General features: G+C 50.0%; 16 protein-coding genes. 4 read left to right on the top strand and 12 right to left on the bottom strand.

All coding sequences use genetic code 11. The features are described 5' to 3' along the window. Positions 1–86: 86 nt before the first annotated feature. From lgt to tyrS, 4 genes are all read right to left on the bottom strand, one after another. A complete protein-coding gene (lgt, locus tag ACO5JD_RS08095; RefSeq protein ID WP_021625870.1) occupies positions 87–920 on the bottom strand; it encodes a prolipoprotein diacylglyceryl transferase in 834 nt (277 codons plus the stop codon). Between the two features lie 12 nt (positions 921–932). Beyond that, on the bottom strand, positions 933–1,172 hold the full coding sequence (locus ACO5JD_RS08090; protein WP_035438417.1) for a NifU family protein: 240 nt from the start codon (positions 1,170–1,172) through the stop codon (positions 933–935). A gap of 198 nt (positions 1,173–1,370) precedes the next feature. Further along, positions 1,371–3,869: a U32 family peptidase gene (locus ACO5JD_RS08085; RefSeq protein WP_484989006.1), complete on the bottom strand. Its 2,499-nt coding sequence runs from the start codon at positions 3,867–3,869 to the stop codon at positions 1,371–1,373. A gap of 15 nt (positions 3,870–3,884) precedes the next feature. After that, on the bottom strand, positions 3,885–5,099 hold the full coding sequence (tyrS, locus tag ACO5JD_RS08080) for a tyrosine--tRNA ligase (protein WP_035438419.1): 1,215 nt from the start codon (positions 5,097–5,099) through the stop codon (positions 3,885–3,887). A 140-nt stretch (positions 5,100–5,239) separates the two neighbouring features. Here tyrS and ACO5JD_RS08075 point away from each other — a divergent pair, with 140 nt between their 5' ends. Further along, positions 5,240–7,363 carry a transglycosylase domain-containing protein gene (locus ACO5JD_RS08075; protein ID WP_484989004.1) on the top strand — a complete coding sequence of 708 codons (2,124 nt, stop codon included), beginning with the start codon at positions 5,240–5,242 and terminating at the stop codon, positions 7,361–7,363. Between the two features lie 88 nt (positions 7,364–7,451). Here ACO5JD_RS08075 and ACO5JD_RS08070 read toward each other — a convergent pair whose 3' ends face one another. Next, positions 7,452–7,889, bottom strand: coding sequence for an arginine repressor (locus tag ACO5JD_RS08070; protein WP_021625875.1), 438 nt, complete (start codon positions 7,887–7,889; stop codon positions 7,452–7,454). A 415-nt stretch (positions 7,890–8,304) separates the two neighbouring features. On the opposite strand from ACO5JD_RS08070, the gene ACO5JD_RS08065 reads away from it, so the two are divergent. Next, positions 8,305–9,546, top strand: coding sequence for a C39 family peptidase (locus ACO5JD_RS08065; protein ID WP_484989002.1), 1,242 nt, complete (start codon positions 8,305–8,307; stop codon positions 9,544–9,546). 193 nt (positions 9,547–9,739) lie between these two features. Here ACO5JD_RS08065 and ACO5JD_RS08060 read toward each other — a convergent pair whose 3' ends face one another. The 3 genes from ACO5JD_RS08060 to ACO5JD_RS08050 form a co-directional block, all read right to left on the bottom strand. Further along, positions 9,740–11,464, bottom strand: a complete 1,725-nt coding sequence (locus ACO5JD_RS08060; protein ID WP_484989000.1) for a phospho-sugar mutase — start codon at positions 11,462–11,464, stop codon at positions 9,740–9,742. A gap of 206 nt (positions 11,465–11,670) precedes the next feature. Beyond that, positions 11,671–13,866 (bottom strand): THUMP domain-containing protein, encoded by a 2,196-nt coding sequence (locus ACO5JD_RS08055; protein ID WP_484988998.1) that lies wholly within the window; start codon positions 13,864–13,866, stop codon positions 11,671–11,673. A 39-nt stretch (positions 13,867–13,905) separates the two neighbouring features. Then, positions 13,906–15,423 (bottom strand): S10 family peptidase, encoded by a 1,518-nt coding sequence (locus ACO5JD_RS08050; RefSeq protein WP_484988996.1) that lies wholly within the window; start codon positions 15,421–15,423, stop codon positions 13,906–13,908. Positions 15,424–15,788: 365 nt separating this feature from the next. Between ACO5JD_RS08050 and ACO5JD_RS08045 the strand changes: the two genes are divergently transcribed. After that, positions 15,789–18,014 (top strand): KUP/HAK/KT family potassium transporter, encoded by a 2,226-nt coding sequence (locus ACO5JD_RS08045; protein ID WP_484989008.1) that lies wholly within the window; start codon positions 15,789–15,791, stop codon positions 18,012–18,014. A 618-nt stretch (positions 18,015–18,632) separates the two neighbouring features. Here ACO5JD_RS08045 and ACO5JD_RS08040 read toward each other — a convergent pair. Together ACO5JD_RS08040 and ACO5JD_RS08035 are read right to left on the bottom strand one after the other, a co-directional pair. Continuing rightward, positions 18,633–20,243 carry a citrate synthase gene (locus ACO5JD_RS08040; RefSeq protein ID WP_484988994.1) on the bottom strand — a complete coding sequence of 537 codons (1,611 nt, stop codon included), beginning with the start codon at positions 20,241–20,243 and terminating at the stop codon, positions 18,633–18,635. Between the two features lie 14 nt (positions 20,244–20,257). Next, positions 20,258–20,554 carry an ACT domain-containing protein gene (locus tag ACO5JD_RS08035; protein WP_484988992.1) on the bottom strand — a complete coding sequence of 99 codons (297 nt, stop codon included), beginning with the start codon at positions 20,552–20,554 and terminating at the stop codon, positions 20,258–20,260. Between the two features lie 193 nt (positions 20,555–20,747). Between ACO5JD_RS08035 and ACO5JD_RS08030 the strand changes: the two genes are divergently transcribed. Beyond that, positions 20,748–21,938, top strand: coding sequence for an iron-containing alcohol dehydrogenase (locus ACO5JD_RS08030; protein ID WP_484988990.1), 1,191 nt, complete (start codon positions 20,748–20,750; stop codon positions 21,936–21,938). A gap of 167 nt (positions 21,939–22,105) precedes the next feature. Here the strand turns inward: ACO5JD_RS08030 and ACO5JD_RS08025 are convergent, their stop codons facing one another. Next, complete coding sequence (locus ACO5JD_RS08025; RefSeq protein WP_484988988.1) at positions 22,106–22,606, bottom strand: CarD family transcriptional regulator; 501 nt, start codon at positions 22,604–22,606, stop codon at positions 22,106–22,108. Between the two features lie 120 nt (positions 22,607–22,726). Then, complete coding sequence (locus tag ACO5JD_RS08020) at positions 22,727–24,643, bottom strand: subtype A tannase (protein WP_484988986.1); 1,917 nt, start codon at positions 24,641–24,643, stop codon at positions 22,727–22,729. Positions 24,644–24,675 lie beyond the last annotated feature (32 nt).

The raw sequence follows: 24,675 nt of genomic DNA, 5'->3' as shown, positions 1-24,675 counted from the left end.
TTGGAGTACACAAAACAGCTGGTCATTTTTTTCGGTAGACCGAAGGATGAACCATCTGTGTGAGTGTGCGCCGAAGAATGAACCATCTAGGAAATGCGCATGAGGTGAATTCGCTGGGGGCTTTTGAAGTGAGCAGCAATGATGAGTACTGCTATACCAGCAATAATCAATGGCAACGACAGAATTTGGCCCATTGTCAAAAAATTGCCAAAGAGATAGCCCAGCTGGGCATCTGGTACACGCACAAACTCAATCAACGCACGAAATACCCCATAGAGCAGCAAAAATACACCCGAAAAAGTCCCTTGTGGAAGGGTGGGCTTACGTCGTGACAGCACAAAAAGTACCAAGAAAATCACGACGCCTTCAAGCAGAGCTTCATAGAGCTGCGAGGGATGGCGATAGACCATACCACCGCCTGCATCAGAAAACATGACACCCCAAGGCAGATCAGTTGGTTTGCCCCAGAGCTCGCCATTGATAAAGTTGGCACAACGCCCAAAGAAAAGCCCAATCGGTGCAGCACTTACTCCTAAGTCACAAAGGGTTACAAGCGACAAATGCAGTCTACGTACTACAATCCCGCCCCCTATGATTGCCCCTATAAGGCCACCATGAAAGCTCATGCCTCCCTGGTTGAGTGCCAAGATCTCAAGCGGATGCTCTAGATAGTAGCCAGCTCCATAAAATAGCACATAGGCAAGACGAGCTCCAATAATGACACCAAAAGCAAGACCAATCATGACTGATGTCAACTCGTCGAGGGTTAAATCCAACCCCCAGCGTTTTTGCGTCCTCCAAATCCAAACAGCACCCAGTACAAAGCCAGCAAGATAAGCCAAGCCATACCAGCGTACTACCACTGGTCCCAGTGCAAAAGCTATGGGATTAAGCTGATGATACAGCTCGTTAAGCCACATACCTGCGCTACCTTAGAACGGCATTGCAGGCATAACCTTGGTTACGCCTGGAACATGCTCCATCAAAATGCGCTCAATGCCCTCACTCATGTCATACGAAGACAGAGGGCAACCAGCGCAAGCACCCTGCATCTCAAGCGTTACCACACCATCATCAGTACAATCGATAAGCGCTACATCACCACCATCAGCCTGTAGGCTCTGACGGATAACGTCAATTGTCCTCTCAAGAAGGTCCCTATTTACTGCCATCTCTACCCCTTCCTTCGCGAGCACATTGACACACGCTCGCCATAATCCCTATTTATCAGCTAGACATTAGGCTATGTTACCCGATACAACTTTGCGCATTCACTTGTATCTTTCTTTACATGAATGCCAAATGTGTACACCCTGAGATGCCTCAGGCGCCAAAAGACACCCACGGAAAACGAAACATCCATCTGTTGCCTAATCAATCGGGCTAAATAGATGTCCTGTATCACTTCCTGCAAGGCGCGGAGCAGGACGTTTACCCGCCTGTACTGCCAAGAGCGCCGCTTGGATACGCTTGAGTTCGCTGCCCACTTCTTGCTCACTTAACAAACTACAATCCACCATCAAGCGGCTTACTCCCGCAGAAAGCAACTCCCCTATCTCTGGCGTCAAATCCAAAGGACGAGCTGCATACAATCTTGAGCGACCCTGCAAATCCGTACGCACAGGCAACAAAGAGCCATCTCGACTACGCAAAGACAAACGTTGCTTGCGTAATCCACAGTGAGCACAATCCTCTATACAATGTCCTGCAGTCTGCAAAATACAATGCTCACTAGTCATCGCGCGGATGCGTCCCGATACAGTCATGCCTATGGGAGTCTTTGCTTGGGAAGCAATCTGACGTATCTCCTCAAGCGTTAGCTCCGAAGACAGCCAAAAACCCCGCGCACCTTGGGCTTCAAGCCAAGAGAGACAGCTTGCATTATGCACAGGAATACATGCCCTAATCTCAGGATACGCACCTCTATCAACAGCTGCCGCCAACTCGGATACATTACCTACCGCAAGCTCGCTACCTGGCACGATATAGTTATCAATACGTTTATGATCTGCTTGTCGGCAAACCTCATCAAGCCAAGGAATTACCTCGGCAGGCCAAGTTGAAAGCGTTGGATCGGACAGCTGATCATCACGAACATACACGCGATGAGCACCAGCAGTGAGTGCCGCATGTGCCGCCTCAGGCGTTACCACCAACGCGCAGATTTCTGCAATCTGCACTGATTTCATATCAGTAAGTAACGCAGCTTTTTCGCGAGGACCGCGCAGTCCTACACCTACATTCTCGGAGCGCCCTTCATAGCTTGCAAGCAATTCTTTTTCAAGCAATCTACAAGCCCTTGATCTCAGCTTATGTAGGGAAGAAAAACCTAGACCCACCCCTTCATCAAGCTCAACATCTATGGCTCGCGCTTCAAAGGCAGAGTTTCCCAACCTACCCGCATGCTCCGCAAGGTCCTCAGTTGTCACAGCCTTGGTGCGTGCCGCCTCAACCAGATCGCCTTCTGCGCGCACGGAAGCAGAGCCATCGACGCAGCTCATTTCAACAGCAAGTGGCATACCCATATGTGCAATAACCCTCATTGTTATCGCGCGTTTGGGAGCAGCACTGGGACGTGCCGCCAAAGCCGAAGCATCCAGCGCTGCCTGCGAGCGAATAACACGCACCACACTTCCCGCAGGTAGTGTGCGTACCGTACGACATGTGAGGATCTCGCCAGGACGTACATCTTTTGATGCCAAGGTAGTCAAAAACTGCGAGGGATCTTCAAGCGGCCTCAACTCAAGCAAATCACCTTTGCCCACTGGCACGTCAACGCGCAGTGTGACTTCAGCCTCGTGGTGCATGCGCGTACGCTCACGACCACCTGCCGAACCGCCCTGCACCCGCCTAAAACTCCCAAGGTCGCGACTTGAAAGCACCTCTCCTGCCAGCTCGCCACGGTTATTCGAGCGGTCATAGCTCATCATCTCATCGCCTGAGCGACCTTTGAGATAGGCATCAGTAAAGTTACGATTGAAGGAACGCAAAAGCAAGTCTCGACGACGATTGATATTGTCCTGACTAGACTTGCGCCCTGCAGCAACATCATCTAAAGCCCCGCGATAAGCAGAGACTACCGACCACACATAGTCAGCCGCTTTCATACGACCTTCTACCTTGAGGGAGCCAAGTCCTGCTTGTGAAAGCTCAGCTAAATCACTTATGGTGCAGTAATCTTTGGGACAAAGCGGTCGAGTGCGTCCGTCCGCTGCTATCACACGACCCTTACTATCCACCAGATCGTAAAGCAGACGGCAAGGTTGCGCGCAAAGACCGCGGTTTGCCGAACGGTTACCCACCGACGAACTCAACTTGCAAATACCCGAATAGCAAAAGCAAAGCGCGCCATGCCCAAAGTTTTCAAGCTCTACGCCCTCCTGTGCAATGCGTGAAATCTCAGCCAAGGACAACTCGCGTGAAAGCGTCACCCGCTCTACCCCAAGAACATCACGCACCCATGCCACAGCACGCCCGTCATGCACATTTGCCTGAGTAGATACATGAATTTCGATGTCAGGACGACGGCGACGGAGTTCCGACATCAGACCCCAGTCTTGCACGATGAGTGCGTCTGCACCAAGTGCCCAAGCATGGGCGGCCCAGCGTACAGCCCGCTCTAGCTCGTCTTCCTTGATAACAACATTTTGTGTTACGTAGACCCGTGCACCCGCAATATGAGCAACGCGGCAGGCTTCACGAAACTCCTCATCAGAGAAGTTATGTGCACCTCGACGCGCATTAAAATCGCTACCAAGACCACAGTAAATTGCATCGGCTCCTGCAGCCAGCGCCGCATAAAAAGCCTCAGGTCCACCAGCGGGCGCCAGCAGCTCAGGTACCTGCCGAGCGCCAGCTTGATTGGTCATCTTTCGCTCCTGCATTTAGGCAAGACGAGCAAACTTGCGCTTGCCAACTTGCACTACACAGCCAACATGCAGCTGTTCGGGGTCAATGTTGTAATTCTTTGCAGCAACAGCAACCTGATCAATTTTGACGCCGCCACCGTCAATCTGGCGACGTCCGTCACCTGCCGAGGCGCAAAGTCCCGCTTCGGCAAGTACACGAGCAAGATAAATCTTGCCTTGGTCGTTGGGAGTCAAATCCACGCTGACTTCAGCAATATTCTCAGGCAGCTCACCCTTCTTGAACCGAGCATCAAAAGCAGCTTGTGCTACAATACCCGCACCTTCACCGTGATAGAGATCACAAATATTGCGAGCAAGTGCACGCTTAAGCTGGTAAGGGTCGGCCGTACCATCTGCATAAGCAGCATCAATTGCATCGACTTCATCGACAGGCAGTGTTGAGCAGAGACGGTAATACATAGGCACTACTGTGTCATTAATACTCATGAGCTTGCCAAACATTTCGTCAGCAGGGTCAGTCAGACCAACATAATTCTTGTAGCTCTTAGACATCTTCTTGACACCGTCAAGGCCCACAAGCAGCGGCATCGTAAGAGCTACCTGTGGTTCCATGCCAGATTTTTCCATCAAATCGCGACCAGCGAGAAGATTAAAAATCTGGTCGTTACCGCCCATCTCGAGGTCAGCCTTGATAATCACCGAGTCATAGGCTTGCAACACGGGATAGATAAACTCATGCAATGCAATTGGCATACCATTTGTGTAACGATTGTGAAAGTCTTCACGCTCAAGGATGCGTGCAACATTGAACTTGCTCATCAGACCAAGCATTGAGCCCAAATCCAAAGGTTTAAGCCATTCGCCATTGTGAACAATTTGCGTACGCTCGGGATCCAAAATCTTGAGAGCTTGCTCGACATAGGTGGCAGCGTTGGCTTCGACCTGCTCTTCTGTTAAAGGAGGACGGGTAGAATCACGACCCGAGGGGTCGCCAATGAGCGCCGTGCCATTGCCAATAATGAGTGTTACCTTGTGACCAAGATCTTGAAACTGACGCATCTTGCGCAAAGGCACCGCATGACCTAAGTGCAGGTCAGGCGAGGTAGGATCAACGCCTAGCTTTATATTCAGAGGAACTCCACGTTCGAGTTTCTTTTTGAGCTCATCCAAAGGAACAATCTGCATAGTTCCCGAAGTAATTACCTTGAGCTGCTCTTCTACCGATAACACAACAGACCTCCTGAGATTTTATTAACTACCATCGCCCCACAATAAATTAGTTGAAGGATGGACTCTCCTACTCTAGCAGGACAGGCGCGGTCGAACCCTTATAATGTTGATGCAAATGTCGCTCGCCTGAGGAGGACTGCATGGGCATTCGTACGCGCAGGGCCCGTCTGCATTCGCGCACACATATCGTCGGCTTTGGAATTGTTGGCGTTTTTGGCTTTTTGGCCTTATTCGCCGCCGCTGTGGGTATTTCTCTTGGAGCACTGGTTTCAAGCTGGCTCCAGAACCTACCTGACTATCAGTCAGCCGATGCCTATCTCGTGGCAGAGCCTACACAGGTGCTTGCCTCTGATGGCACGGTCATGGCTGAGTACTATCTGCAAAATCGTCACTCTGTAAAGCAGGCTGACGTAGCAGATGCCGTATTCAAGGCCACCGTCGACGTTGAAGACGAGCGCTTCTACAAGCACAATGGTGTTGACCCGCAGGGTATTGCTCGAGCTATTGTTTCGCAGCTTGCTGGTCGCTCTGAGGGTGCATCTACCATCACTCAGCAGCTTGTCCGCAATACTGTCTTGTCTGATGAACAATTCGAGCAGAGCCTCAAGCGTAAGGTTCGCGAGGCTTATATTGCCATTCAGATGGAAAAGACCTACACCAAAGACCAGATTCTGATGATGTATCTCAACACCATCTACTATGGTCATGGTGCTTATGGCATCGAAGCTGCAAGCAAAACTTATTTTAATAAGAGCGCCAAAGACCTTGATCTCAATGAAGCTACAACTTTGGCTGGTATCCCCAACTCTCCTGGCTATTTTGATCCCACAGTCAACATGGAGGCCTGCAAGAAGCGCCGCAACCATGTACTTGACCGTATGCTTGCAATTGGTGATATCAGCAAGGAAGACTATGACAAGGTTAAGAGCGCGGATATCAAGCTCAACCTAGGCAGCTTCAAAGAATCTGACAGCTCTAGTCCCTACTTTACCGACTATGTCCGCGAACTACTGCTTAAGGACTTTGATCAGGATCTTATTCTCAAAGGCGGCCTGAAGGTCTACACCACACTCGACCTTAATTGGCAAAAAGCTGCCGAGGAAGCCGTATCCGACCAACTCAAGACCATTGATGACGACCAACTACAAGCAGCACTGTGCGCTATTGACCCTGGCACTGGTTATGTCAAAGCCATGGTCGGTGGCAGAAGTTACAAGAAGAGCCAGTACAACATGGCTACCCAAGCAAGGCGTCAGCCTGGTTCGAGCTTTAAGGCGTTTACGCTGGTAGCAGCGCTTGAAGCGGGTGTGAACCCTAATATTTACTTGGATTGTAGCTCTCCGCAGCAGATTACCAGCACTTGGAAGGTACAAAACTACGCCAACGAGAATCTTGGTATTCTGACTCTGCAACAGGCACTTGCGGTGTCTTCTAACACAGGCTTTGCACGGGTTGCCATGGGTATTGGCGCCGACAAGATTGTAACTACTGCTCATGATATGGGCATTGATGTTGACCTACCTGCTTATCCTGCTATTACCTTGGGTACCGAGGGTGTACCTCCCATTCAAATGGCAGAAGGCTATGCCACACTTGCCACTGGCGGTATCCACCATGATGCCGTTGCTATTACACGTATCGAAGACCGCAACGGTAATATCGTCTACGAGCATAAAGATGATGGTAAGCGCACTGTACCTGCAGAGATTGCTCAGGCTGCAACTGAAGCTCTGCAAACTGTTGTCACGAGTAGCAGCGGTACGGCAAATGTTGTCTCCTACACCACCAACTACAACCAGCCCATCGCTGGTAAGACTGGTACAACCGAGGACTTCCGTGACCTATGGTTCTGCGGATATACACCTCAGGTTTCAGTTGCGGTATGGGTGGGCAACGAAGATAACACTCCTGTCTTGGTACATGGCAGCTACCTGCATCCTTATAACACCGCCTGCCCCATCTTTGTAGGCTTTACCAATGCCATTCTCAAAGATACAGCACGTGAGGAGTTCCCCACCACAGACAAAAAGCCCACCTACAAGGACAATAGCGCTTGGGACTTTGCTCGCACCTATACCATGGAATACGAAGTCGAGGAAAAGACCGAAGAGACCACAACTGAGCAGAACACTGAAAATACCGAGAACAATACTCAGAACAACGAAAATCAGACCGATCCTAATAATGGCGGCGGAGCTACAACTCCTGACAACACCGACAATAGTGGTGATGAGCAGCAACAAGATGCGCCTGCGGGTGAGTAACAGTTACTTGTGTGACCCTTATACTGATACAAAGCACGCTCGACTCAACATCGAGCGTGCTTTTTTGTTGCCATGCTTACATGTAAAGCTACTTGTGCGTACTGCGCAGCTTTTCTATGAGATTGAGCAACTCGATTGCTGCCTCGTCATCAGCCGAAACTACAAGTACCGTATCGTTACCAGCAACGGATCCGCAAACATCGTGCAAAGCTGCCGCATCAACAGCAGCAGCGACACCTGGAGCAGTACCCGGCTGACTTTTAATAATCACAAGATTGTGAGCACGATCAACATTTAACACAAATTCAGAAACCATGCGCTGAAGATGCAGGTCTTCGGCGAGCACATAGATACCTTCAGAGAGCTTACGCAAACCCATATCGGCAATATCGCGCGAAACAGTAGCCTGAGTGCATTTATATCCGATATCCTGCAGTTCATCAACTAACTCACGCTGAGTACGGATGGACTTGCCGCGGACAATATCACGAATAGCATCTTGCCTACTGTTGCGTCTTTTCACCATAATCAACCCCACAAATCCGATATGTATGCATAAACCTCAAAATTCAAAGGTCATAATACCTTCTCATTTGAGCTGCATGAGATATAGCCACTATGCATCATACCTACTTAATAATCGAATAATTGAACTTTATGTTTGAACGAGCGGCAAGCGGTAAGAACCAAGGGGACAAACGGAGTTTTACACGTCTCCTGCACATAGTTTAGCTATACATCAAGCACTTATAAATCTTCGAAAGAATTCTCAAAAGGATTACTGATAGCTCAATATGTTAGTTTTCATGAAAAACATGCGTTACCATTCGCATATTTTTTCTCAGCTAGATTTGCGGGCTTGGCATACTATAGATATGGAATACAAGGCACTAAGCTGCTCAGCCTCATAGAGCAGCAAAGTTATAGCTGAGAGGATTCCCATGTCCAATTATGCAGATTCAAACCGTGGCGGTTCGCGTCCGCGTTCTGGCGGCTATTCCGATCGTCCTGCTCGCCTACGTTCTACTTCTAGCAATAGTGGAGCAGGACAAGGTGCTCGTCGTGGATACCGTTCTGGGCAGGGTCCTTCTCATGATAGACGCGGCGGTCAACGTCCCTATCGCTCCAATCGCAATTATCGTACCATCAACGGTCATGACACTGGCTATTCATTGCGCCAGCGCGGCATCAACTTTAGTGGACGCAAAGGCGGTCTGCTTTCCAATCTTGATCAGCGTAGTCTCCTCATCCTTGCTGGCGGCATTATTGCTCTGCTTATTTTGATATTTGCTATCTCAAGCTGTGTCCGCGGATGTGCTTCTGGAGCAAACAAGAAAAATAATTCAACCAGTTCAGTCAACTCTCAGGACACTAGGGTCTCAGCTAGTGCGTCCCCTGACATCACCAGCAAGCTCACCCCTGCTTTGGATAACGCTGACAGTTTGTACAAGATTGCTAAAAATGCTGACAAATATAAGGATAGCCGCATGATTGATTTGGCTGTTAACGAGCCAAATGCTATTAAGTTTGTCCTCACCTACCCCGATGCCGACCACACCAGCGGTGCATATGAAGACACTGTTGAAAAAGGTACCTATCCTTTACTCTTTGATTGGGATTCTCGTTGGGGTAATGTGGATTTTGGCGACGGCGCTCTTGGCGTCACAGGTTCTGGCCCCACTTCACTTGCCATGGCTTATATGGGTCTCACTGGTAAAACCGACCAAACTCCCGCCACGATTGCCAAAGCAATTGCTGATGCAGGTGCAGATTCTGGCGACACGGGCATGGCAACGTCCTTCTTTGACAAGGGCATCTCAACTGTGGGCCTAAGCGTTACTTCAATGGAAGTTAGCAAAGACAATCTGCACTCTATTTTGGGCAATGGAAGCCCTGCTTTGGTACAAGTAAAAGACGATAGCCTTACGGCATCAGCACATTGGATACTTGTAATTGGCTATGGCAACGATGGCTCGATTGTCGTTTATGATCCCACCTCATCGGCGGTATCTTCCCACAGTTGGGATGCAGGTACCATCAGCTCAAGTGCAAGCGCACTTTACTCGATAGGCGTTGCCGCACAAAACGATACGAGCGACGGATCCGATAGCGACAACAGTGACTCTGGTACAAGCGACACCGGAGATACATCTTCTGATAGCGCTGACAGTTCCAACCAGTAAGCCATCTGGGCAGGTCGATTTTTTGCCAATGAGGAATTAGGATTCCTTTTCGATTGGGATGATGAACGGTGGACCTTTTCTTCTCTTAGGACCGTTCCACAATAGGCAAGGAAGACCAAACGAACGCGCAAAAAAGCCCACATCTGCAAGGATGTGGGCTTTTGCGTAGGCTTATAACAAGCAGAACGCCATGCTACGAGAGGATCTTCTCGCTAGCAGCACGAAGCTTTGCCTCAACCTCTTCGGCTTCAGCGCGCGTTGCGCCCTTAGCAAAGAGGTACGCCTTGACCTTGGGCTCGGTACCAGAAGGACGGAAGATAACCTTGTTGTCGTCTTCCAAGCGATACTCGATAACGTTTGCCTTGGGCAGGGTTTGCTTGGGCTCCTTCTGAAGGCCACCCACAATAGCCATCTGAGCACCAGTACCAAAGTCGGTAGTGCCAATAACCTTGTAACCAGCAATCTCGGTCAGAGGCTTCTCGCGCAAACCCGCCATAATCTCTGCCATGCGCGCAGCACCTGCAGCACCTGGGAAAGAAGCATTGACCGTACCATTGAGATAGTAGCCGTACTTCTGATACAAGGCATCCATAGCCTCGTAGAGATCCATACCCTTAGCTGCGTAATAAGCACTCATCTCTACTGCGAGCATCGTGGCAACGATTGCATCTTTGTCACGAGCGTGAGTGCCTACGAGGTAACCATAGCTCTCCTCAAAGCCCATGAGGTAGCGGTCTTCCTCACCCGCATCTTTAAGCAGGTCAATCTGGCCACCAATATACTTAAAGCCAGTCAACACACGACGCATCTCAAAGCCATAATCACGAGCCAAAGCATCAGGCATGACAGAAGAAACAATGGTAGAAACAGCAACCTTGCGGGTCACATCCTCGCCATTTTCCTTGGCCATGGTTGCCAGCCAGTCCATCAGCAATACGCCCATCTCATTGCCAGAAAGCAGCACATAGCCACCATCGTGAGGAATAGCGCAACCCATACGGTCGGCATCAGGGTCGGTAGCCACCATGAAGTTCGGCTTGACCTTGTCGCACAAATCCAGACCCAGCTGCAGCGCCTCGCGGAATTCAGGGTTGGGGTACTGGCAAGTTGGGAAATGTCCGTCAGGCTCTGCTTGCTCGGGAACAACGGTCACGTCCTCAACGCCAATCTCCTTGAGGATGCGCGTGACGCACTCCATACCAGTGCCATTGAGCGGTGTATAGACGACCTTGAAGCCCTCGGGAGCCTTAAAGCCAGGAACAGAGACCTTCTTGACAGACTCGATAAAGTTGTCGAGAACCTCCTCAGGCGTCCACTCAACCAAACCCTGAGCCAAGGCTTCGTCAAAGTCCATCATCTTGACTGCACCAAACATGGGCGTACGCGCGATAGAAGCGGAAATCTCATCTGCGGCTTCATTGGCAATCTGGCAGCCGTTGTCGTCATAGACTTTGTAACCGTTGTACTGAGCGGGATTGTGAGAAGCAGTCAGCACGATACCAGCAGAAGTATGCAGGTAGCGCACGGCAAATGACAGCGTTGGCACAGGCTCGATACGAGGATAGACATACACATGGATGCCATTTGCAGCCAAAACTCCTGCTGCGACCTTCTGGAAATCCTCACCCTTAAGACGAGAGTCACGAGCAAGTGCCAGCGAGGGATTTTCATAATGAGCATTCAGATAATCTGCAACACCCTGAGTAGCTTGAGCTACAACATGCACATTCATGCGATTGGTACCAACGCCAATCGTGCCGCGCAGACCTGCCGTGCCAAACTCAAGGTCGCGATAAAACGCATCGTTGAGTTTTTCCTCATTTCCAGGGGCCATCAGGTCTTCGAGCTCAGATTTGAGATCAGCTTCTGTGACGTTCTCAGCCCAAAGCTGTACCTTGTCCTGAATCTCTTTGTCCATAGTCAGCCTTTCTGTCGAGCCGCGACACTTGTCTGCGGCCTTCTCGCATACTTAATTTAGTTTACCCCGACAGAGTGCATGAAAGCCGAGCAAGACGGCAGAAGGTGGTATTTACCAAGGCTAAAGAACAAGTCTGTCACCCGAAACGGACAAAAGACTTATATCCTCTATCTTTTCTCAAGCAGAGCTGGGTATTAGCAAACTTCCTAGACCGCAGTCGGCCGACAGCGCCGCACGATATAGCAATGATGAATACGCTTATTGCGCAAAAAATCATCGGGGATTGTTTGGTCAGTAATATCACTAAGCTCCACTCCTGCTTTGGCAAGTTTTTCAAGCTCTGGTACAAAGTCTCGCAAATTGCAACAAAACACACAGCTACCCGCCCGTGTCAGCAAACGCGAAACGCCAATCAAGAGTTCCACATGGTCTCGCTGAATATCAAACGAAGAACTTTTCATGCGTGAGGAATTGGAGAAAGTAGGAGGATCAAGATAAATCAAATCCCAGCGATTGCGTGTATGGCGTTGCTCATTTACCCAGCTCAAGACATCCGCTTGTATATATTCATGCTCAGGCCCACCAAAACCATTGCGCCCCATATTGCGCTCAGCCCACTCCAGATAGGGACGGGAAAGGTCAACCGTCGTCGTATATTTGGCACCACCATCCGCAGCATAACAGCTCGCACTACCCGTATAGGCAAAAAGATTCAAGAAACGCTTGGAGCCAGCAGTTGCCTTGGCCATCTCGCGAATACGTGCGCGAATATCACGGGTATCTAGGAAAAGCCCCACGTCCAGCCCACCTGAAAAATTGAGCTCAAAAGTCAGTCCGCCCTCATCTACGAGATGTGCTCCAGCAGGTAGAGCAAGCTTACCTTTCTTTGCTGCACTATCACGTACTACTTGGCGATTTGCATATTGCGAGCCACCGCGAGCACGCAAGCGCTGACGCACAAAGATATCTCCTGCAGCCACACCTAAAACAGGCGCTGCAATAGCAAGAGCATCCGAAAGTCGAGTGCGCGCTAAAGCAGGGTCAATTTCCTTGGGTGCAGCGTACTCAGACAATACCGCCCAAGGGCCCCCTCCCGTTCCACCATATTTGGCTTCATCAATGAGCACAGAAGGTTCAAAACGCTCAATAGCGACAGCATAATCCGGTAGGTCAGCATCATATACACGGTAGGCGCCTACATCCTCGCGACGTGCCCAACGGCGACGCAGTCGCCAAGCTTTTTCCAAGCGGCGGGCAAATTGCTCACTTGAGGGTAGTTCCACCATCACAGTCGAACCATTCTTGAGCGCAAGCGGCATACCTTGACGCGTGTCTTCTCCTAGCTCGTAGGCTACAAGCACTCCTTCATCTGCGCCAAGATAGATGCGTTCCTCCAGCGTGGGCTCTAAACCCAAAGTCACACCAAGGCTTTTGTCACGCCCAAGCACGGCAAGAGCTGAACCCGACGACAAAGCTGCTGCAACAGAACGTGCCTGTGTCAGCTCGCGCGATGTTTCAGCAAAGTCTGTAGCTCCACTTAGATCACAGCAAAGCAAAACATCAGCAGTTCCAAGCTGCGCAGCATCAAGCCCGTTCATACCAACGTCAATAAAGTTTGCTGTCGTACTGGCTTCGGCGGCCGCCTCCGCGCGTTCATCAGCTTCGTCAAGCAAAGCAAACCACGCTGCTTCATCATGTCTAAGCCATGACTCAAAGCCCCAACGATGCCGTAACAAATTGGGTGCTCTGTCATCGCGCTCTGCTTGTGCCTCCGCAAGCAGAGTCACTGCCCCCGCCCCTAGTGCCAACAAAGTTGGTGTTTGGTGCCTACGCAGGCGATACCAACCGCCTGCTGCCAAAAGTACTGCCGCATAGTCGGGACGCAAAGATTCACGCAGACTGGATTCGCGCCGCCCATCGCGGTGGAAAAGTGGCTCTCCCGCCAGCTCAATACCTATTACTGCTCGCTCACGCGAAAGACGAACCATCACTGTCAAATCTGCTTGACTGGGATCTGTGGCCAATCGCACGCCACGCATCTCTGCCATACGGTCGGCAATAGCATCCTTGGTACGCAGGGCAGTAAAACGAGTATTACGTAGCTCAGAATTAGTGCCATGCGCATCAACCGAAATGGTTGCTGTACGTGGTAGCTCTTCTTCCCAAGCAATCTGTGATACACCCTCGTAAAGCTCATCAGCATTACGAGCACCTACACGCGCCAAAATCGCAACCACGCGGGAGGCAAGGCGCGACCATAGGCAGACACGATAAGCATCTGCCAGTTTGCCTTCAAAGCCAACCTGTCCATGCAGGGGGCGCACACGAGGTGTACCCAAAGCCCGCAGTTCATCAGCGAGAAGGCTTTCAAATCCTGCAGGACAGCTGGCAAAAAACTCCATTATTTCCTCCGGCGTGATTGCGTAGGTCAACACGCGTCTTTAATGCTTACGGTAAAAGGCTGCAAGATCGGCATCCATTGCCTCAAGCGTAGGAACATCCACATAGGCCATATGACCACAGCCATAGCGATGGAATTCTACGCGTTGCTTGATTTCATCAGAGAGGAACTGTGCAGAGAGATCATGGACAACATTCCAATAGGTTGTCGCTGCATCGTATCGACCACCAAGCACGCACATCTTGATAGTGGGATCGCGGCGCAAAGCACAGGCGATATCGATGGCAACGTTGGGAGCACCGACTTTTTCACCCGTACCAGGAGCCTCGTGCTCCCAATCCCATTTCATGCCAACACGCTCATAGTTGTTGTCAAGATAACGAGCGGGACTACGATAGCCCAAGCTATCACGTAGGAAGGTACGGAAGGCATTGTTCCAGACAGCATTAACCGCATCGTCAGCAGCATCCTCACCTGCAATCCAATCAGGAGTTTGCTGATAGCTTGGCGCATCAGATACAAAACGCATATCGAGACGGCCACAAACTTTGCCCTCGTCCGCCAAGATGTGCCTACGGAAATCCTCCAGCGATACACGTAGATGGCAGGAGACGATGTAGTCAGCAGACAGACCAATGAGCTCGGACATCTGCTCGGCCACCTTGCGTTCACGCTCCTTGCCTAGGCGGTCGCCAACAAGCAAAGCGGGGGCATAAACCTCGTCAGAAAAGCTCATTGCCTTGTCAAACCAGCTGTCTACATCAATATCTTTGCCTACACGGCCAAAGAACTGTGCTGTTGCAGCAAATGTTGGCAGCATGCCCAAGTAATACAGATCCTCGCCAGGTAGGGTCTGTACCCAATCCCAAATTGCAGACAGCATGGTCACACCAGTCAACTTGACGCCACGCTCGCCCAAAAGACGCATCAATACCGCATTGCGGACAGTGCCGTAGGACTCACCCAACAAATACAATGGACTTGCCCAGCGACCCTCACGCTCTAGCCAATCAGTAATAGCACGGCAAAAAGCATCAGCATCCCCATCAACACCAAAGAGCGACTTGGGTTCTGCATCTGCAGCAACTGGTGAAAAACCCGTACCCGGTGCGTCAAAAAAGACAAGGTCAGAATATTTCAACAGGGTATGAGGATTGTCAGTCACAGGAGCAGATGAATATAGGTGGTCAGTACCTGAGGTCTCTACGCGCAACGGACCAAAGCCACCAAAGTTGATAGGCACAGATGCACAACCAGGACCGCCGTTAAAAAGGAAGGTCACCGGACGCGTGGGATCAGATTTACCCTCAGCATCAACTGCAACATACGCAAGATGAAACATCTGAGCCGTCAGGCGACCCGTATCATCACGCACGTCGGCGTGGCCTGCCGTGGCGATGTAATCGATAGTTTCCCCCTCACCCTTCCAGCTAAGGTGCTGGGATACAGCCTCAGGTACAGGCACAGTTCCCGAACCCTGAGCCACCCAAAAGTCACTCTTTTTTGCGGGGGTTGCGGCAGGCGTAGCCACCAGCTTTCCCTCAGTTTCTTCTGCCATATTGGCCTCCTTAAAATCGCGCTGAAGCGCATCTCTTGTCGACAAACACTATAGAGCAGACAAGCAAAACTCGACCTGCCATCCGCACTTCTTCTCTGCATCTACGGGTCTCAACTTGCCCCGCCCCTACAAAAAGATAAAATTATAGATTCAGTGTGCGCTAACACTCGCTTCACACATAGTTTAAATACAGCATGTTGCTTGATGTCTGCGCAGGTAGATACGTTGTTTGGAGCGTCATGAGCATAGCTAATATGCCTGTTGAGGGACCTTCAAAGACCCCTTTGGGATCCGTCAAAGACTTTTCTCGCAAAAAAAGTCACACACATAAGGCGGCACGTGGAAATGCGGGCATTCCGTTTTCTATGGGTATGGTGTTAGTAACCTTAGGCGTTGTCTACGGCGACATCGGCACGAGTCCCATGTACACCATGAAGGCAATCATGGAGGGTAACGGCGGACTCAAAACCATGAGTAGTGATGTGGTTTTGGGTGCTTTGTCTCTACTGATTTGGACCATCACCTTAATTACAACGGTGAAATACGTCCTTATTGCCATGAAAGCAGACAACCACAACGAGGGCGGTATTTTTGCTCTCTACAGTCTCGTGAGGCGCTGTAGCAAGTGGCTGCTCTTCCCTGCTATGGTAGGTGGAGCAGCACTGTTGGCAGATGGCATCCTCACTCCTGCCGTCACCGTAACCACAGCTATTGAGGGTCTGCGCACCATTGAGGCAGTCTACAACATCATTGGTGATAATCAACATATTGTTATTGGTATCACCATTACCATTCTCTGCGCACTTTTTATGATTCAACGCGCAGGTACCTCTACCATCGGCAAAGCCTTTGGTCCAGTCATGACTCTATGGTTTGGCTTTTTGGCAGCCATCGGTTTGATGAATATCATTACTACAGGAAATTGGGATGTGTTGCGTGCACTCAATCCTATGCGAGGTGTCATCTTCCTTTTCTCAGATATCAATGCAGCAGGTCTCATGGTGCTGGGCAATGTCTTCCTCTGCACCACTGGTGCCGAGGCACTGTATTCCGATATGGGCCACGTTGGTAAGTCAAACATCTATGCAAGCTGGCCCTTTGTAAAGCTCTGCTTGATTCTCAACTATCTAGGTCAGGGCGCCTTTATTTTGGCAAACAGAGGTAACACTGGTTTGTATGGCATTGAGCAGCTCAATCCCTTCTTCGAGATGGTACCCGAAAACCTCCGCGTATTTGCCGTCATTCTTTCAACCTTGGCTGCTATCATCGCTTCTCAAGCACTCATTACTGGCTCTTTCTCCATCGTTAGTGAGGCTATTCACCTCAACCTCATGCCCCACCTCAAGATCACCTATCCTTCCAATACCAAAGGCCAGCTCTACATTCCTTTGGTCAACACCATCATCTGGATTGGCTGCATCTTTGTTGTTTTGCTCTTTAGGACATCCAGTCATATGGAAGCCGCATACGGTCTAGCAATTACAGCAACTATGCTTATGACCACCGTTTTGCTTTTTGTCTACCTCCATACCATTCGCCACAAGCCACTTATTGCCTATGTGTTTCTTGCTTTCTTTATTGCACTTGAGGCTATGTTCTTTGTCTCTAGCCTGACAAAATTCCTGCATGGCGGCTACTTCACGGTACTAATGGCAGCGGCGATTTTCTTTGTCATGTATGTATGGCGCCGCGGCACCGCTATCGAACGCACGCAGACGGTCTATTTGCCAGTCAACAAGTACATCGACCAGCTCCGTGACCTTAGTCACGACGAAAGCTATTCTCTTACAGCAGACAATCTGGTGTTCCTTACTAACGATTCCAGCCCCGATAAGCTCGATCGAGACATTCTCTATTCAATTTTGGACAAGCAGCCCAAGCGCGCCCGCGCGTACTACTTCCTTAACGTGAAGGTTACTGACGAGCCCCGCACGCTTTCGTACTCAGTTAACAATTTTGGCACCGATTTTGTCTTTAAGGTACAGCTACGTCTGGGCTTCCGTGTTAATCAGCGCGTTAACCAGTACCTTTATCAGATTGTCTCTGAGCTCGTGGAGTCTGGTCAGTTGGCTCCGCAACCACACCGCTACTCTATCTACCGCAATGCCAGCAGTATTGGTGACTTTCGTTTTTGCATGCTGCGCAAGGAGATTTCACCTGAATCCGAGATCTCAGGTGGCAACGCTGGCATCTTGACGGTAAAGTACGCTATCCGCCGTTTCTGCGGCTCCCCCGCCCGTTGGTATGGTCTGGAAAACTCTTCCAATATCATCGAATACGTGCCGCTGTTTGCCAAGGCAAAGCACACACACAAGCTTACCCGCGAGCCTTACAAGCGCACCACCAAGCGTGGCAATACCGCATCTTCTATGCCAGTTGTTGCTATCCCTGAAGTCAAAGTTGAGGAAGAAGAAAGCGATGTCTTTAGCGACGAGCTGCGCAAAGCTCGCGAGGAAGCAACGCAAGCCGCAGCTACCACCCTTATCGGTGGTGATACCGCAAGCTTCCAACCACTTGTAATTGACGAAGACACCGAAGATGATGCTCTGCTTGCCGATGGCGAACTAGGCCGCGAAGAAGACATCGACTAAACGCACATATACATGCGTACGCTGCGTACGTGCCGTTTTGCCGCCTGCATATGTAAGGTAAGCCACCCTTTCATATGCAGACGGCATTCTTTCTGCGCAGGAGGTTTGCTTCTTCTCGGCAAACATCAGTCCATCATACGGACAACGCAATCCTTATTACCTGCAGGCGGTTCAAAACCGTCTCCATCCTCCCGCAAACGGTTCATACCGCCCCCACCCACAAACGGTTCAAAAGCGTCGCTCTGCTTCCCCAAAGCGCTGCTCAATTTTTTGCTGAGGGTGCTTTATGAACCCGTTGTCTTCCATTTAATACAAACGGTTCAAAACCGTACCAAACGGCTCGAGAAACCCCAGATAAAAATTTCCGCAAGGGCGCATATTGAACCCGATGCGGATAAAAGGGTGCATTGTGAACCGTCTGCAGGGAAAGCGTGGTTGGAAAGGCACTTCTTGAACCCGTTGTATAGCATTCCTCACAGGCGGTTCAAAAGCGTACCAAGTGCGCGAGAAAAGGCCAGGTAAAAATTGGCGCGAGGGTGCTTATTGAACCCGATGCGGAGAAACTGCAACTAGGGTTACAGCGAAATCTGCAACGAAACTACAAGACCTGCTGGAAGGTTAGCGCTCAGCAAGGGGCACATAGACTTGGTTGGTCATATAGGAGTTATAAGCAGGACGAATAATACGAGCAGCACCATACATTTCTTCCATGCGATGTGACGCCCATCCAGCCAGGCGCGCAAGCGCAAAAATAGGCGTATAGAGCTCTTCAGGTACACCAAGCATCGAATAGACGAAGCCCGAATACAGGTCAATGTTGGCACAGATCGCCTTGTCTGTACCACGAACTTCTTTCATGAGTTCAGGCCCAATGCGTTCGATGGATTCGATGAGACCCAGTCGTCCATCATCACCCTTTTTGTGAGCAAGTTTTTCAGCATATGCACGCACAACCTCAGCGCGAGGATCGGTCTTGGAATAAACCGCATGCCCCAAGCCATAAATCAAGCCGCTACCATCAAAGGCCTCACCTTTGAGAATGCGTGTAAGATAGCTTGCCAGCTCGTCCTCGTCATCCCAATGATTCACGTTTTGGGCAATGTCATCAATCATGCGCGACACCTGCGCATTTGCACCGCCATGTTTGGGACCTTTAAGCGAACCGAGTGCGCCAGCATAGGCAGAGTAGGCATCTGTTGCCGAAGATGACAATACACGGCAAGTAAAGGTTGAGTTGTTACCGCCACCATGTTCGGCGTGTAGCATAAGCATAACGTCGAGCATACGTGCTTCATCAACACTAAAGCCCTCATCGCCACGAAGAATATCAAGGACCGTTTCAGCCATGGAGTAATCTTCACGTGCAGGCGGCACCAATAGCTGGCGATTTTCCTCGGATGCACGATATGCCTCGGAGGCAACCGCCGCCACACGCGGCCAGCGACCAAGCAATGACACTGCCACGTCAATCTCGTGTTCGGGCGAGGTATCATCAGGTATTGGGTCAAAGGCATACAGCATGAGCGTTGCACGCTGCAGCACGTTCATAATGGAATGGCTGTAAGTCGCTCGTGGAAAGCTACGTAAAAAACCATCTGGCAGCTGGCGTCTCATACCGATGCGAGCCTTGAAATCAGCTAACTCATCGGCGGAGGGCAGAGCGCCAGAAAGCAACAGGTATGCAATCTCTTCATAGCCAAAACGATCTTCATCAGTTGCGCCATGTACTAAATCAGCGATATCGTAGCCGCGCAGGGTCAGACGTCCTTCATCAGGCACCACCCAGCCATCAACTTTGTTGTATCCATGTACATTAGAAATTGTGGTCAAGCCCACCAAAACGCCTGAACCATCAGAATTGCGCAAGCCACGTTTGACATCGTAGCGCTGATAAAGCTTTGCAGGCACCTTATCGACTTTATCCATGCCATGATAAAGCTGATCGGCAACACCTGTGGTACCCATCACTTCAGATGGCATAGGGTACGGGTCGCGCATATGCTCAAACGCTGAGGTGCCCGCCTCAGTCAGACGACGCCGTACCGACTCACCCAAAGGTGTATCAAGACCACCACCTGCCTCAATGCGCTTTACACGCTTTAAGCGACGAGTAATTTCACGCATATCTTGGTCAGCACGCTCATCAGCAGGCATGCTGTGAGCGCTCTGCTTGTCATGAATTTTATTGATAGCTGTGTTGTTCTTTTTTTCTGCTTCATTTGCGGCCATACTGGTCCCCTCGCCTACAGCCGATACATATAACGAAAGACATCCTCACGCTGCAGCATGATCTGCACACCGAGCTGCTCTTGGAGCTCGGCTAGGCGAGATTGGAGATCGGCAAAGTCACTCTCCCCTGCACTTAAATCCACCAACATGGTCATTGTAAAAATGCCCTGAAGAATGGTCTGGGAAATATCCAAGATATTGGCATCTGCTTGCGCCAAAACTGCAGAAACTGCCGCAACAATGCCAGGACGGTCTGAACCCAAAACGCTCACCACCGCACGGTTTATCTGCTCACCCATCTGTGAAGCCATAGCCCATCCTCCTCAAGTGTGCTGCGATATCGCACGCTCTGTGTATATCACGTTCAAGCTATCCTATTTTAGCGGCTCCCACGTTCTGCTCATATATGGCTACCTATACTGTTTTTGAAGCGAAACTCTTTTTGCTTTTAACTGGCACAAGCTGCACGTTTATAACATGCATTACAAGTGAAGGGGAGTCTATATGAACGATTTTGAGTGGATGTCACCTACAAAGTTTATCTTTGGACACAATGCTGAGAAAAAAGTGGGTGCATGGGCAGCTGACGAAGGGTACCAAAAAGCTCTTGTACTATATGGCAAAGGTCATGTTGTACGTTCTGGTTTGCTAGATACCGTATTAACCTCACTTGACGAAGCAAGTATTGCTCATGTCGAGCTGGGCGGTGTGCGTCCCAACCCTGAAGTTAATCTCGTGCGCCAAGCGGTTGAGCTTGCACGTAGTGAGCAGGTCGACTTTGTGCTCGCCGTGGGTGGAGGCTCCGTGATTGACACTGCCAAAGCTTGCGCCATAACTGCCCCCAATGATTGGGACGTATGGGAGTATTTTGCTCATGGCAATCCCTTACCCAAAGTTAAGGCATTAGCTGTGGCAAATGTACTAACCATTCCCGCTGCGGGCTCTGAGGCCTCAAACTCCTGCGTCATTTCTAATGATGAGCTGGACATCAAAAAAGGAATCAACAGCGATATTATCCGCTGCAAAGCAGCCTTTATGAACCCTGAGCTCACGCTGAGCCTGCCTGCTTATCAAACTTTTGCAGGTGTCACTGATATGATGATTCATATCATTGAGCGTGCATTTTCTGCCTCTGGTGACGTACCTGTAACTGATGGTATCGCTTTTTCTCTGCTGCGTACCATCCGTTCGGCAGCTCTTGTGGTGCTACGCGATCCTAACAACTACGACGCGCGCGCTAGCCTGATGTGGGCATCAACATTGGCTCATAATGGCCTGTGCGGTAATGGCCGCGCTGAAGATTGGTCATCTCATGGCATGGAGCACGTCTTGTCCGCTGTAAAGACCGAAGTTACCCATGGTGCCGGCCTTGCCGTTATTGTTCCTGCTTGGCTACGTCATTGTTACAAGCAAAACCCTACACGCATAGCACGTTTAGGTGCAGAGGTCTTTGGTGTTGCTCAGACTGGCTCCCTCGAAACCGATGCTCTAGCCGCAATTGATGCTCTACAGGATTTTTTCTGCACGATTGGCATGCCTCGCTATCTTGATGAGTTTGGTTTTGTTCCTGCAGATGTAGATCAGCTGGTAGAAGGTCTACGCGCTACTAAAGGCGATCATTTAGGTTCGTTCAAACGAATGAATATGGATGATGTACGCGCTATTTATAGTGCTGCTTTTGCAACTCAAGGCTAGCGGGCCTGTCGCTGTCAACCACACATTCAGCTAAGCAAATAGCCGCGAGCCCTCAGCAGAGTCGCGGCTATTTTTTATAACAAGCTGTCTGGCGCAAAGACATTAGCGTAGCTCACCAACTCTTTTTGACTCGCGTCATCTACGAAGTAACGCAGAGTCTTCAGCTGCTAGTTGTCTTCTGGATTTTCTCCTTCAGAAGCCACAAAGAGCATGGTGACATCCTCTGGCGTCTTGTCCAAAGCAACCGAAAGCTCGGTAAGCGAACGCTTGCGCGCTTTTTTGAGAATGCGCTCATAGGCTACGGGCGGTTTTTTGCCAGCTGCTTTGAGATCCTCAATACGCTGACGGAAAGTTTTGACAATACGCACGGAATCGCGGCAATCCCCATAGCGAATCTCATCGGTAAAGTACTGTTCTTCAAGGGCATTACTGCGCTCTTTATGGGACTCAGGCGCCATCGTAGGATAATCATCGATAATCTCGACAGCCTCATCATGGCTCAAGATAGGCCGCAAAGTATCTTCGCGCGCAATTGGAAAACTAATACGCATAGGATTTCGCTGACCAACAGGAGTCAGCATATAAGAGCTCATTGGCTCATCGACAATCCCTTTGATCTGGCAGACACCTTGACCAGGATGAACGATGAACTCTCCAACCTCAAACATGTATAAACCCCCACCTCAACTGCCAATACTGTTATCAATACTAGCACGCCAAGGCAGAAAAATAATATTTTTTGAGTTTTGCTCTTACAAAAAGCATCAATTTACGCTATTTTATTACGTTTACTCTTTTTCATAGATTTGAGTTACCCAAGAAACAAGCTTGTCTTCAGCATTACCCTCACGTTCAGCCAGCTCAAATCCTGCCCCCCATACAGGCGTAAAAGCTACATCTTTAATGCCCTTATAAGCCTTAAGCGCCAGCGCCAAGTTGACTTCATCAGCAAAGGAAGTCGTATTCGAGAAGAGACCCGCGTTGATACGCCAATAAGGCGCCACCTTGGCACTGCCATTACTCTTGGAATTATCCGCGATGAAGTGCAAAGGACTCATCATCTGGACGCGACTTGCAACATCTAACTCAAAGCTGTCGGTTTTGCTGAGATCTTCTTTCCAATCAAAAGCATAATTAGCATCCCAGTCTTTGAGCTTGCTATAGCTATCCTGATGGGCAGCAATTTGCTCAGCCATAATCTGGTCAAAGTGCAGCGAAGTTTCTTCACCTACACCAAAGAGCTGATTGATAGTCGAAGAACGGTCGCAGGCATCAAAGGCACCCACATTATGCTGTGCTGGCCGACAAGCCTCCACAAAGTCCCAGAGATTGGTTACATTCGCCCGTTGTGCCATACCGCTATAAACCAGCCAACGTGTCTTACCAGTAAGGGATCCAACGTAACTCTCGATAGAATCATAGACCGTCGACTGTACAGTTCTTACACCGCTTGGAGTGTTGGTATTTTTATCGGTAGAATTCGCATCACTCGCTGCATCACTTGCTGCTGTAACACTTGCATAGTTACTCTTTGCCAAGGTCGGATCACCAGGAAAAAGCGGAGTATTTTGATCTGTCGGTGTATAGGTATAGGGAAAAGCCGTGGCCGAGAAGAACTTACTTGCTGCAGCTTCTACCAAACCCAACAGGTAGTCGTAATAATTACCCGAGATGAGCGAACCGTCTTCGGCGGCATCCAAACTGAGTGGCTTACCTTCTTCATCAAGCAAACCTAGCTTATTGACATATTTACCATAAGCAGTGGCAAGATCTGCCGAAAGCGCTCCGCCAAAGCTTCCCTCTGCACGAGCACCCTCATCTGAGAACTGACCCATCATCCACTCGTAAGATGCATCGGCAGAATCAAGCGCTGTGACAGGACACCATGCACCAACACCTTGGATGGCGTCAGAAACAGTCTTGCCCTCTTCCCCATCATGCATTGCGGCACCAATTTGCTTGAGGTAAGGCTCAAACTCAGGAGAATCACCCGAGCTACCAAGGCAAGCAGCAATGCCACCGCCACCGCCAAAACCAAAAGCAAAAATTCGATTTGTGTTACCTGGCAAAAGGTCTTTGTTGTAGCGCAAATAACGTATTGCTGCTTTGAGATCGACCACTGGCCATGGGGCACCACCTGCAATAAGCTCAGAAGTATTGCTTTCTGCCGTTGCTGAACGACCACGGAAACCAGCATAAACGTAAATAAGACCTGCCGAGAGATAGCGTGTAAGACCTGTATAAGAAAAGCCCGTCGGACATGCTTGAGCCTCAAAACGTGCAGAGTTGAGCGGCATCATAATGGGTGCAGTAGCTGCGGTAAAAGAAGCAATCTTTGCATCAGGCACGAGTGTGCACTCGTAGCTCCCATTAAGGCGCTTCTTACCTTCAAAGTATGGACCAGGTACAAAAATCGCAAGAGACTCATAGGCTTCGGTTGCAGGATGCAAACAATAAGGCACACCAAGCTGGTAATAGCAATCAAAAGTTGTGTCGTAGTTCCACGCACCCATATCAAGCTTGAGGGCTGCAAACTCTTTGAGATCGATTTCGGTTTCAGCAGAACCTTGAGGAGTCTTTGAGCTATTTTGCTGGCCCTCATCCTTATTGATAAACCAAGAAAAATTAGGCTGGGCGCAGGCACCGAGACCTGCCATAGTTGCAGCCGACGCCACTCCGAGGAATGTCCTTCTGCTTACACCCATTATTGCCTCCCAAAAGCGAAACTTACCGAATT

Source organism: Olegusella sp. (assembly GCF_057238325.1).
Note: the sequence above shows the minus strand (reverse complement) of the source record. Positions and strands in the feature narration are given on the sequence as shown.